The organism is Microtetraspora sp. NBRC 16547 (genome assembly GCF_030268965.1).
Taxonomy (GTDB): domain Bacteria; phylum Actinomycetota; class Actinomycetes; order Streptosporangiales; family Streptosporangiaceae; genus Microtetraspora.
In genome coordinates, this window is the sequence record NZ_BSSE01000001.1 from 527,238 (window position 1) to 539,701 (window position 12,464).

A 12,464-nucleotide genomic window follows, 5' to 3' on the forward strand; every position below is an offset into this window, starting at 1 on the left:
TGCGCGGCCCTCAACCTTTCGCGGGCGGCCAGAGTCTTCAATGATGACGCCGTCCAACGGAGGGGCTGGACCGGGTGACCGACACTGAGAGTTTCCGAGAGTTCGTGGCGGCGCGCGGCCTGGCCCTGTCGCGGACGGCCTTTCTGCTCACCGGTGATCACGGCCATGCCGAGGACCTGCTACAGGAGACGCTGGTCAAGGCGGCGGCCAAATGGCGCAAGGTCGCGACCGTCGGCGATCCTGAGGCGTACGTGCGCAAGATCATGCTCAACCAGTTGCGTACCTGGCGCCGCCCGAGGCGGCTGACCTTCTTCCCGACCGCCGACCTGCCCGAATCCCCGGCCCACGAGGACCAGGCCACGCAGACCGAACTCAAGATCATGCTGAGGAACGCGCTCGGCCTCCTCAGTCCCAAGCAGCGGATCGTGCTCTACCTGAGGTTCTACGAGGACCTCCCGGAGGCGGAGGTCGCCGCGCAGTTGGACTGCACCGTCGGGACGGTCAAGCGGCACGCGCACGACGCGCTCAAACGCCTGAGAACAGTGGCACCACACCTGCTGGAGAGGATGCATCCGTGAATCTCCGCGACACCTACCACCAGCTCGAAGAGGAAGCGCGCGACTACGCCGACGCGGACCGCGTGTTGCGCGTAATGCGCCGGCGCAGGGCCGTGCGAACCGCGGCGACAGTGACCTTCGCGGCGCTGGTGATCGCCGGTGGAGTCGGCCTCCAGCAGAGCCTGACCGGCCTCTCCGGCAACACCATCACGGCGGTTCCGGCGGCGTCCGGCTCCGCGACGCCGTCGTCGGCCTACCCGGCGCTGCCCGCGCGCGGGCCGGTCGGGCAGGGCGCCGCGGTGTACACGCCGTGCAGATACGCCTGCCCCACGCTGCTGGCTCTCGCGGACGGCCGGCAGTACCTGCTCGGCGCGCACACCATCACCCCGCCGGGCAACATCACGCTGTCCCCCGATGGCCGCTGGCTCGGCATGCCGACCGCGAGCGGTTACGAGCTCAGGGATCTGCTGGGTGACACAACGCGCCGCATCGCCTCTCCGGCGACCGGCGGAGCGGGCAGCGCCTACAGCCCATGGGCCTGGTCCGCCGACTCGCGGCGGTTGATCCTCGGATACCACGCGAGCGGGGATGTCAGCGCGTACACCGATGTGGACCTCACCACCGGGCGGGCCACCACGCCGCACCTGCCCAAGGGATACGAGCCCGTCGGCATCCTGCCCTCGGGGGCCCTGTTCCTCCTGGACCAGTCACAGTACGACGGGAGCGCACGCAGGCAGGTGAGCCTGCGCACGGGCGGCTCGGCCGTGACGCTCCGGGCGACCGGAGCCGGAGTCTTCTCCGATGCCGACCACGGCCTGTCAGTCCAGGTCAGCGGTGGCCGCATCTTCCTACTGGAATACACCGGAGACAAGATCGCGGTTCTGGAGTTCGACCAGAAGGGCACACTCGTGTCGCGCACGCCACTGGCGGACGGTGAGTATGCCCTCGGCCCGACGCCAGAGGGATATGCCGTCATCCAGCTTCCCCCCGACCAGCGGACCGGACGCCAGCGGCTGTTGTCCGCCGGCCGCCTCCTTCACGAGTTCCCGGGCGAGGCGGAGATCGTCATTCCCGGCGGTGCCCGGCACTGACATGCCCGGCCGCCTCCGCCGCCGCGATCAGCCGCCCCCGTGACCGGCCTAGCGGCGTCCCCTCGGCCACCTACCGTCGTGGTGCTCGCCGGCCGGCCGTGCGCGGCGGGTGCCAGGCAGGCAGGTCAATCTCCTGCTGGGCGTTGGAACAGCGCGGCCAGGAGGAAGGGGGCGCCGAAGACGGGCGCGTCCGGCGACTGTTCCTCCATCTGGCGCATCTCGACCTCTGTGTAGTCGGCGAAGATCCAACGCAGTTCGTCGTAGGTGTACGCCAGGCCGCCGTGCAGGCGGCCTTCGCGGTAGAACTCCTTGTCGGGCAATTCGGAGCCCATGGCCCCGGCGGCGAAGCAGCTGAGCGCGAGGTGGCCGCCGGGGACCAGCAGCCGGTCCAGCAGATTCAAGTAGCTCACCCTGCGGTGCGGCGGCAGGTGGTGCAGGCAGCCGGAGTCGTTGACCAGGTCGTACCGGCCGGGCTGGAGGTCGGCGGTGAAGGCGTCGCCGCAGTGGAAGCGGACATCGGCGCCCGCCTCCCGGGCACGCTCCTCGGCCCAGGCCACAGCCGTAGGGGAGAGATCGATGGCGTCGACCTCGAAGCCGAGCGAGGCCAGGTAGACGGCATTGCGACCCGGTCCGCAACCCAGATCCAGAGCGCGCCCCGGTTTGAGCACCCCCCGCTCGATGTACGACACAAGGCTCTCGTCCGGCTTGCCCACGAAGAAGGGGACCGGCTTTGAGCGGTCGGTATAGAAGTCGTCCCACCATGGCGACGCGTTCCCGCTCCATCGGTCCGCGCCCGGTGCGAAGAGCTGGTCGAGCAGGTCCATGACATCATCCATCGTGCGAATGGTTCGGTTCACTCGGTGTCCCTCAAGAGATGGTGGGCCGCGCGGCAGGCACTTCTGATCATATTTGGGATCCGCTATATCAGTGCTGGTCAGGCACGGTTTTCGCATCCCCTCCGGCAGTGGCGGAGACGGCTGTGGGGACACTCCGACACCGGTTGATCCACTCCCCCTAGGCACGCGGCCTCCACTCGGCAGCTCTCCCCTGAGGGGCGGCTACGGGGATCTCAGAAACGCCTCAGGACCGACGCACAGGAGCCGAAATGTGTCCTTGGTCACACTCGTCGAAGCGTGGCCGAGCTGCCGACGTCTTCGCCGGCTCCATGCGGGAGTCCCGCCTGGAAGGCATCCGAAGTCGGCCCCCTGCACTTCTTCGCCAAAGGAACCGCGGGCACCCCGGGATCAGGCGGTGATCGAGTCGAGGAACTCGCGGACGGCCTTGGCGAATCCGGCGGGGTCGCCGGCGTAGACGAAGTGGTCGGTGTCCAGCTCGACGAAGCTGGTGCGAGGACGTCGTCCCACCATGGCCTGGGCCTGGTCCGCGGGGATGGCGCCCCGGGCACCCCTGATCAGGAGGGCGGGGCAGGAGCTGGCCAGCCAGTCGTTCCAGTGGTCGCCGTGGACCAAGTCCTCGGAGTCCACGATGTCCTGGGGATGGAAGGGCAGGCGCCATGTGCCGTCGGGATTGCGGCGCAGGGTGTCGGCGAGGAAGGGACCCGCCGGGCCGAGCCCGTCGATGAGCGCCTGGCGGGTGGGGGCCTGGGTGGGCAGGCCCAGGACGAAGGCCAGCGGGTTGGGACCGTGCAGGCCGAGCGAAACCGGGCCGTCGGTGTTGACGAAGGCCTCGACCCGATCGGGGTGACGGGCGGCGAATTGGTAGGCGTTGATGGCGCCCAGCGAGTGGCCCACGATCGCGATCCGCTCGATGCCGAGGTGGTCGAGCAACGCGAGGATGTCGGCCAGATAGCCCTCACGCGAGTAGTCGGCGGCCCGGTCGGAGTCGCCGTGGCCACGCTGGTCAAGGGCGATGACACGCCTGTCGGGGGCCAGCTCGCGAGCCAGGTCGGTGAAGCTGGCGCCTTCGGACATGTGACCGTGCAGGGCGAGCAGGGGACGCCCGGTGCCGCCGAAGTCGAGGTAGGACAGGCGGCGGCCGTCGATCCGCAGCTCGGAGCGGAGGGGGCTGGTCACAGTGATTCTCCTTGGGGTCGTTCCTTGCGGCCTCCATGACCATACGCCGATTTGGGCGCTTGAACAAGACGTACGCCTAAGGCGCTTGCCTAAAGCGCGCGAACTAGGGTCCGCTAGCATGCCTGACATGGGAAACCGTGAAGATCTGCTTGCCGGAGCCCGGCGCTGTCTGGAAGAGAAGGGCTGGACGCGCACGACCATCCGCGACATCACGGCCGCCGCCGGCGGCGTCAGCATGGCCGCCATCGGCTACCACTTCGGGTCGCGGGAGGCGTTGCTGAACGCGGCACTCATCGAAGCCATCGACGAGTGGGGCACGGAAACCGGCCGCACCCTGGCGGAGTACGCAGAGCCGGGGGCCGACCCCGCCGAGCAGTTCGAGGCCATGTGGGAACGACTGATCGAATCGTTCACCACACACAGGCGCCTGTGGATCGCCTCATTCGAAGCACTGCTGCAGGCCGAGCACTACCCCGAACTACGGGAGCATCTGGCCCGCGGCCAGACAGAGGGGCGTCGGGGCCTGGCAGCGATCTTGCAGGGCATCCCGGAGGACGCCGTCCAGGACGCCACGGCACGCACTCTGGGCGCGGTGCAGATGGCCCTGATGAGCGGGGTCATGACCCAGTGGCTGATCGACCCCGACCGCGCTCCCTCCGCGGCCGAGGTGGTGGCCGGGCTCCGCAGCATCATGGCGACCGTCACTCCCGAGCCATAGGTGCTGGCCGCCTGGGGACGTCCTGAGCAGGCCAACGTGGCCTGGGTGGCACTCCTGATCGGCAGCATCGCCTTCGGCTGGCGCGCGATGGTCGCGCGGTCGGCTTAGGTCGTGTCTGATAATCACGCCCTGCTGCGCGCGGGCAGCGTTTGTCAGACACTCCCTAGCAGTCGCACGGCGGTCATCTGCATCACATGGCGCAGCGTCACCACAGGTTTGCCCGCACCCTTTTCTTGACACTCACGATCGAGTTTAGGCTTACCCGCGCCGCGGAGTGGACGGCACAGCTTACATAGGGCTTTGCCTCGGCAATGTTTACGCGCACTTGCTGTCGACTATGGTAGTGAATGCGACGGTATGGGATGTTTGATTACATCCGGCGCCGAGGGCATTGTGAATGCTCTGTCGCAGCGGCCCGCGGGCAGAGAATTCTCGCCGCCGACCACCCTATCGGGAATATTCTTCGTTCAGGAGAGAGAGTCTTCTGCGTTCAAAATTCGAACCAGCGAGCAATACTGACGAAGAGGCGCTGTTCTCCATGAAAAGAACAACGAGATTGCGGCTTTTAGTCGCGTCCTTTCGTTGCGGTGCTTTTCGCCATGACTGGAGCGGCTTCCGCAACCGAACCAGCGGTGCGCCGAGCACGTCCTGACGACGTAAACCCTACGAGCCGGCACGGTAACGACCGGCACGGCCGAGTCCCGACTGGGTTGAGGGCGACGGCCCCTGACACGGTGGGCGTTGGTCGTCGTAGAGACGCTGAAGTGGCCTGTCATCTTTCCTCTCTCCGCTATCTGACAGGAGGAGAATCGTGAGGATTTTCGCGCTTCCAGAACCGCGGAGAACCCGGCGGCGGTCTGTGCTCGCGCTCGCGGTGGCCTTCTTGACACTCGGCCCCCAGTACGCCGCAGCACCCGCCGCCCATGCCGCCCCGCTCGGGACCGCGAACGTCGTCGCGCCCCCGGCCCGGGGCAACGTGGTGATCGAGTGGAATCGGACGCTGCTCGACATCGTGCGCAGTCCGCACGCAGAGCCGGGCACCATCCATCCCACCCGTAACTTCGCCATCATGAGCGCAGCCGTCTATGACGCGGTCAACGCGATCAGCCGCGCTCATCCCCTCTACGGCTCCAACCTCGCCGCACCTCGGGACGCCTCCCGCCCCGCCGCGGCCGCGGCGGCCGCCCACGACACCCTCACCGCCCTGTACCCAGCGCATAAGGCCGACCTGGACCGCCAGTTGTCCTCCGATCTCGCCGGCATTCCCGACAGCCGCGCCAAGCAGGAGGGCGTCAAGGTCGGCACCCAAGCGGCCCGCGCCATTCTCGCCCTGCGCGCGCACGACGGCGCCGACGCCACCCCGCCGCCCTACGCCACCACCGGCAAACCCGGCGACTACCGGCCGACCCCGCCCGCCTTCAAGGCACCGGAATTCACCCACTGGGGCCACGTCACCCCATTCCTACTCCGTACCGGCCACCAGTTCCGTCCCGCCGCACCTCCGGCGCTGAGCAGCCCTGCGTACGCGGCCGCCATCAACGAGGTCAAGGTCATCGGCGCCGCCCACAGCACCACGCGTACGGCGGAACAGACCACGCTCGCCAAGCTCTGGACCGGCCCCGCTCAGAACTACTGGTACGACGTCGCCCAACAGGTCGCCCTCGCGCGCCACAGCGATCTCAACCAGTCGGCGGACATGTTCGCCCTGCTCAACCTCACCGTCGCCGATGCAACCATCGGCGTCTACGACGCCAAGTACACCTACCGGTTCTGGCGGCCGATCACCGCCATCCGCCTGGCCGCCGGCAACCCGGACGTCAAGCAAGATCCGAAATGGACCCCGCTTGTCACCACCCCTCCCGACCCGTCCTACCCAGGCATGCACAGCGACATCAGCACGGCCGCCGCGGCAGTACTCGCCCGCTTCTACGGCGACCGCAACACCTTCACCCTCACCTCACCCGCCGCCGGTGGCCCCAGTCCCTACACCAAGCCCTATACCAGCTTGAGCGCCACCGCGACCGAAGCCGGGCTCAGCCGCATCTGGGGGGGCATACACACCCGGCTCGACCACAAGTCCGGCAACGAACTCGGCACCGCCATCGCCCGCTACGCGCTCGGCCAGTCGAAGCTCGCGCCAGCTGTCCCGAGTTCGCCGACCGGAAAGACTCCGGCCGGGCACGCCAGCCCCGCCGGCGCCACCGTCGCGAACGCCACCGTCGCGAACGCCACCGTCGCGAACGCCACCGTCGCGGTCCGAGACTCCAAGCTCGGCAAGATCCTTGTCGACGGCCGAGGACGCACGCTGTACCTGTTCGAGGCGGACAAGGGCACCAGCTCGACCTGCTACAGCACGTGCGCGACCGCCTGGCCGCCCCTGACCACCACGGGCAAGCCGCAGGCCGGCAGTGGCGCATCACCCGCCTTGCTCGGCACCACCGCCAGGACCGACCACACCACCCAGGTCACCTACAACGGCCACCCGCTGTACTACTTCGTCACCGACGTCAAGCCCGGCGACATCACCGGGCAGGGTGACGACTCCTTTGGTGCCAAGTGGTACGTGCTCGACCCGAAGGGCAACAAGATCGAAAAGCGCTGAGTGTCTGGCCACGATAGCCGCCATACGCACAACGTCGAGCGTGCTGTCGCAACCGCGCCGGCGGCCGGGATCGTGGGAGGGAGCAGACGGACGTGGGAGCCCCGCCGAGGATGTCACCCCGCCGGGCCCGGCTGCGGCTGGCGACAGCCGCCGGGCGCTGCTGGAGCACCGCCAGAGACCCCGCGATTCCAGAGTTCGAGAACGTGCACCTCGACGACGAGGGAATTTGGCGCACCACCCACATCACCGCACGACTTTCGGCACCCAGAGGCCGACAGGCTCCAGGCCGACCTTGGGTTAATCGCTGCTCTTCTATACGCTGCCTGGCCGGTGAGTACGGCCGGCACTAGTGCCGTGACCGGCAAGGTTTGCCCGGAAGGAGCGGTGTCCAGGGCGGTGCATCGCAAGGCGGAGGAGGAGCTCGTAGCGGAGCCTACGAGCGACGACGACAACGCAGCGAGGTGCCGTCCTGGGCGACGCGACGGGGCAAAGATTGACGGGAGGGGCACTAGCTGAGCGCCAGGGCCGTATGGATCAGATGGAGGTGGGTGAACGCCTGAGGGAAGTTGCCCAGATGGCGCGCCTGGACGGGGTCGTACTCCTCGGCAAGCAGGCCCACGTCGTTGGTGAGGGTCAGCAGCCGCTCGAACAGGTCCATGGCCTCGTCCTTGCGGCCGATGAGGAAGAGCGCTTCGGCCAGCCAGAAGCTGCAGGCGAGGAAGGCGCCTTCGGTTCCGGGCAGGCCGTCGATGTCGTTGCTCTCGGAGATCGGATAGCGCAGCACGAAACAGTCGGTCATCAGCTCGCGTTCGATCGCGTCGATCGTGCCGATGACCCGGGGGTCCTCAGGGGGCAGGAAGCCGACGATCGGGATGAGGAGCAGCGCCGCGTCGAGTTCGCGAGAGCCGTACGACTGGGTGAAGGTGCCGCGCTCGGGGTCGAAGCCCTTGTCGCAGACCTCGGCGTGGATCCGGTCCCGCATGGCCCGCCAGCGCTTGAGGGGACCGGTGTGGCCGAGCTCTTCGATCACCCGTACCTGCCGGTCGGCCGCCACCCACGCCATGACCTTGGAATGGACGAAATGCCGCCGCGGGCCGCGGATCTCCCACAGGCCCGCGTCGGGCTGGGCCCAGATGCGCTCCAGGAAGTTCATCAGCCTGGAAACTGCGGACCAGGCGTACTCGTCGGGCGGCATCCCCAGCTTGCGGGCCCGGTAGAAGCAGCTGAGCACCTCGCCGTAGACGTCGAGCTGAAGCTGGCTGGCCGCGCCGTTGCCGATCCGCACCGGCCGGGAGCCTTCGTAGCCGGGAAGCCAGTCGAGCGTCTGCTCTGGCAGGCGCCTTTCGCCTGCCACGCCATACATGATCTGGAGGTCCTCCGGGCGGCCCGCGATGGCGCGGAGCAGCCAGTCAAGCCAGGCGTCCGCCTCGGTGATGTATCCGGATTCGGTCAGGGCGTCGAGTGTCATCGCCGCGTCGCGCAGCCAGCAATATCTGTAGTCCCAGTTACGCACCCCGCCGAGATGCTCGGGCAGCGACGTGGTGGGAGCCGCCACGATGCCGCCGGTCGGGCTGTAGGTGAGCGCCTTGAGCGTGATGAGGGAGCGGACCACGGCGGCGCGGCAGCGGCCCGGGAGCCAGCAGCGGGACACCCACTCCTCCCAGAACCGGCTGGTCTCGGTGAGTTGCTCGCTGGGATCGATGCCGCAGGGTTCCGGCTGGTGCGAGGGATGCCATGTGAACACGAACGACCGGCGTTGCCCTTCGGCGATCGTGAAGGTGCCGGTGTGCCGGTCGCCGCTGCCCGTCAGGTGGAGGGGAGCGTCGATCCAGACCGAGTCGGGCCCGCCGATGGCGTGGAGGCGGCCGTCGAAGCGGCGGGCCCAAGGGATGATCCTGCCGTAGTCGAACCGGATGCTGATCTCTGTGGTCATGTCCACCGTCCCGGACACGCCCTCCACGATCCGGACCAGGGCGGGGTTGGCGTGCCGGGGAGGCATGAAGTCGATGACCTTGACGGTCCCTGTGGAGGTCTCCCATACGGTCTCGAGGATCAGCGTGTCGTTGGCGTACGCGCGTCGCGTGGCCATCTCATGCCCGGCGGGGGCCAGCCGCCAGAACCCGTTGGACTCGTCGCCGACTAGCTTGGCGAAGCATGCGGGGGAGTCAAACCGGGGAAGGCAGAGCCAGTCGATCGATCCGTCGCGACCGACGAGGGCGGCTGACTGCGTGTCCCCGATGAGGGCGTAGTCCTCGATCCGCATGTGAACCACGCTACTCGCCGGGCGGCGCGTCATCGCTCGGGCGTGTAACCGTAAGCGCCGGAAGGCTGACCGGCTCCGCCTCTCCCGTGAGCGCCCGTTGTAGGCCACCCCATCTGGCACGCCCGTGGCACGTGTCGAGTCGGCCTGTCGGTCGGGTTCGAATGGCAGTCAAAGCCTGGAACCGCCGACGAGGCCAGGCCAGAAGACCACACACGACCCCAATTGCTTGGGGTCATCTGCCACAATGATCCGCGGTTGTCCCCCTTTATGTGGAGATCGTCATGACGACGCCAGAGGTGCGTCCCGGGCTCACGCGTGAGCGTGTCAGTGCCTTCGCTGACGCCATCCTGGCGATCGCGATCACACTTCTCGCGCTGGAGCTGCCCCGGCCTGAGGCCGCGAACTTCCGGAATCTGAGCGGGTTCCTCGGGGACCACATAAGCACGTTCGTGGCGTTCGCCGTCGCTTTCTTGATGCTGTGGTCTGTCTGGCGGGTGCACCACTCCCTGTTCGACCAGCTCGACCGACTGTCACCGGCAGTGCTCGCATTGCATCTCCCGATGCTGCTCTCGGTGGTTCTCCTGCCGTACGCGACATCAGTCTTCGGGCAGGCGAGCGCGCTGGCGGAAGACTCCCCGGGGGAGCATGCACTGGCGGTGGCGATGTTCGCCGCCACCGAGGCCGTTCTGCTGCTGTGCCAGGGAATCATGATCGTTCTGGTGCTCAGGCAGCGTCTATATCGACCGGACACCGACGTGGACCGCCTGGGTACCAACGCCTGGGTCTACCTGGGGATCGGGATCTTCTGGGCCTTAACAGCCGCCATGAGCGCCTGGTCCGCCGAACTGGTCCCCTTCCTGTGGCTGGCGACCCCGCTCGTCGGCTCCGGCATAGCCAGGACCATCAGGATGCGGCGAACCCTCGCAGCACGTCCCTGATTCCATCGACCCCGATTGCCCTCAATTGCCGACCGGCGCGCGTGCGGGCTGCCGTAGGCGACACCCGACACACCTGCGCCTCACTCCTGGCCGCGCTCGACGTGCACCCACGCGTGGCGATGCGCATCCCGAGCCACTCGCAGATCTCACTGACCATGAACGTCTACACGCAGATCCCGTCGCGGGCCACTCGCAAGGCCCTCGATCGTCTAAGCCAGAGCCTCGACAGCCATTGTGATCAGTAGACCTACAACGTCGACCTCTGGAGCTCGCTCCAGTGGGGGCCTGTCGTCATTCCCATGCTTTCTGCAATCCTGTGAGGGATGTCCAGCCCACCGTGTCCCCACTGTTCCCGCAAAACCGTGCCGTTCCTGTTCGGCCTGCCTACTCCCGCCGCCATTAAGGCAGCCGAAGCGGGCGAGCTGCTCCTCGGCGGATGTGTCGTGTGGGAGGACGCCATCGAAGAGGGCTGGCAATGTCTCGGCTGCGGCCATCACTTCCAGGCAACAGACCGAGCCCTCTGGCTGAGCACCATCGAGAGCATCGTCTCCGGGCACAGCGGATGATCGTTAGAGCGCATGACTCGCGCGCCCACCGGGCCGATCCCGACCACGGAACGATTGCCCTGTCGGACGTCGTCGGCGTCGTCATGTGATTGATCCTCAGCGCGCCTCTTGAGCACGCCTTTAATGGAGCTGCCGCTGCGGTCCATGGTAGGTACTCTCGGCATGGAGTTCCTCTGCTATCACCGCGATCGGCCTGACTCCGCCGCACTGCGCGACGAACTGCTGGAAGAGCACTGGTCCTACATGGACCGGTACGCGGCGGAGATGATCGCCCGTGGCCCGACCTTCGGCCGCTGCAGCGACACGGCCACAGGCAGCGTGCACATCGTCGACCTACCAGATCTCGCCACTGCGCGTGCGTTCGTCTTCGAAGAGCCCAACTACCAGGCCGGTGTATACCGGGACGTGATGTTGCGCCGATGGCGCAACGTGCTGGGGCGCACCATGTGGGATTTCCCTGGCGGCCGAGACGGCGGCAACCGGTATCTGGTGCTGGGCCTCGGCTCCGGGCAGGCTGCCGACCTTGTCCCGCCGCCCGACCGGGACGAGCTGATCGCGTATGGGCCGCTGCTGTCCGACAACGGCACCACCTGGCTGGGTACGGCGCTGCTGGTCCGGGCGCCGGACCCGCATGCGGCACGCGCCGTCCTGACCCTGGACCGGTACGCCGACATCGAGGTCCACGATTGGGAGTTCGGCGGGCGGCGGTAATGAGCACTTGACCGTCGCCGAGGTGGGGCCAGTTCTCGCTCTTTGAAATCGCTGTGCCACTCCTCCCCTGCTCCCGCTAGCCGCCCATTTCCGGGACTGTCAGGCGGGTTCTGTCAAGGATGGCTTCGCTGTGTTCCATCAGCCGGTGACCTTCCGTCGTGCGCGGTTGTCCTACGTGCACAGCCATCCTTGACAGGTTCCGCCTGCCCCGGACATTCGGGCGGCGGGTGCAGGAAACCACGTACGGCGGGGGCGTGGCGCTGGGTCGGCGCGTTCGATGGGTACGGCGGCGGCTTGTGCGACGGGCCAACCGCGCGCACCACCGCGCGAGTACGGCCCGTCTCCGAAGTCCTCGGGCATGCCAGCGTCGCGATCACCAAAGACGTCTACGGCCATCTCATGGAGGGCGACCGGCGGGCGGCGACAGAGGCCATTACCGGCGCTCTGCTGGGGCAACGGAAGCGGGCGGCTCCCAAGGTGGCCCTCAAAGACAGCGAAGAGACCGGATGACCCACACAATCACAAGGCCCCTGACCGCGAAACCGCTGGCCAGGGGCCTTTCATGTGAGAGCCGCGTTGGGGAATCGAACCCCAGACCTTCTGTTTACAAGGAGAATCGGCGATGTCCACAGGCGTCCACAGCTGGCGCAGAGCCCTGGTCAACGGCACCTCTGGGAAGGCACCCAGTCCACCCGCTTCCACGATCGTCCATGGCCGTTGTTAGCAACCGCGTTAGCAAGGTCGATCCCGTGACACCTTCGATGCGAACGCGGGAAAAGCGGTCGGTGCCGACTCAGCGGGTGCTGACTAGCACTCCCTCGTGCGGGTGTGATCTCGACTGCTGGCGCCCCAGACAGTCGGGTATCAGCAGGTTCGCTGACTTTTCGCTGACTCGACTCGCCCCATGCTGATGCCTTGCATCAGTACCTGAGCTATCTCCGGGCACACCCGCGGGAGCTCGCCGACAGCAGCATCCCTCGCCTCC

At 67.4% G+C, this 12,464-nt stretch carries 10 protein-coding genes; 7 read left to right on the forward strand and 3 right to left on the reverse strand.

What is annotated here, in order from left to right; translation table 11 throughout:
• The first annotated feature begins 74 nt into the window (after positions 1-74).
• Positions 75-578, forward strand: coding sequence for a SigE family RNA polymerase sigma factor (locus tag QSK17_RS02330; protein WP_285702654.1), 504 nt, complete (start codon positions 75-77; stop codon positions 576-578).
• Positions 575-1,648: a hypothetical protein gene (locus QSK17_RS02335; protein ID WP_285702655.1), complete on the forward strand. Its 1,074-nt coding sequence runs from the start codon at positions 575-577 to the stop codon at positions 1,646-1,648. Before QSK17_RS02330 ends, QSK17_RS02335 begins: the two co-directional genes overlap by 4 nt.
• Positions 1,649-1,773: 125 nt before the next feature.
• Here QSK17_RS02335 and QSK17_RS02340 read toward each other — a convergent pair whose 3' ends face one another.
• Entirely contained in the window at positions 1,774-2,484 is a 711-nt protein-coding gene (locus QSK17_RS02340; protein ID WP_285702656.1) for a class I SAM-dependent methyltransferase, read from the reverse strand.
• Positions 2,485-2,892: 408 nt separating this feature from the next.
• A complete protein-coding gene (locus tag QSK17_RS02345; RefSeq protein WP_285702657.1) occupies positions 2,893-3,681 on the reverse strand; it encodes an alpha/beta fold hydrolase in 789 nt (262 codons plus the stop codon).
• Positions 3,682-3,808: 127 nt separating this feature from the next.
• Here QSK17_RS02345 and QSK17_RS02350 point away from each other — a divergent pair, with 127 nt between their 5' ends.
• Both QSK17_RS02350 and QSK17_RS02355 read left to right on the forward strand, forming a co-directional pair.
• A complete protein-coding gene (locus QSK17_RS02350; RefSeq protein ID WP_285702658.1) occupies positions 3,809-4,399 on the forward strand; it encodes a TetR/AcrR family transcriptional regulator in 591 nt (196 codons plus the stop codon).
• Between the two features lie 811 nt (positions 4,400-5,210).
• On the forward strand, positions 5,211-7,001 hold the full coding sequence (locus QSK17_RS02355) for a phosphatase PAP2 family protein (RefSeq protein WP_285702659.1): 1,791 nt from the start codon (positions 5,211-5,213) through the stop codon (positions 6,999-7,001).
• Between the two features lie 508 nt (positions 7,002-7,509).
• Here QSK17_RS02355 and QSK17_RS02360 read toward each other — a convergent pair.
• Entirely contained in the window at positions 7,510-9,264 is a 1,755-nt protein-coding gene (locus tag QSK17_RS02360; RefSeq protein WP_285702660.1) for a glycoside hydrolase family 15 protein, read from the reverse strand.
• A gap of 281 nt (positions 9,265-9,545) precedes the next feature.
• Here QSK17_RS02360 and QSK17_RS02365 point away from each other — a divergent pair, with 281 nt between their 5' ends.
• From QSK17_RS02365 to QSK17_RS02375, 3 genes are all read left to right on the forward strand, one after another.
• Positions 9,546-10,202, forward strand: coding sequence for a TMEM175 family protein (locus QSK17_RS02365; protein ID WP_285702661.1), 657 nt, complete (start codon positions 9,546-9,548; stop codon positions 10,200-10,202).
• A 362-nt stretch (positions 10,203-10,564) separates the two neighbouring features.
• On the forward strand, positions 10,565-10,768 hold the full coding sequence (locus QSK17_RS02370) for a hypothetical protein (protein WP_285702662.1): 204 nt from the start codon (positions 10,565-10,567) through the stop codon (positions 10,766-10,768).
• Between the two features lie 108 nt (positions 10,769-10,876).
• Complete coding sequence (locus tag QSK17_RS02375; protein WP_285702663.1) at positions 10,877-11,479, forward strand: YciI family protein; 603 nt, start codon at positions 10,877-10,879, stop codon at positions 11,477-11,479.
• Positions 11,480-12,464: the final 985 nt, after the last annotated feature.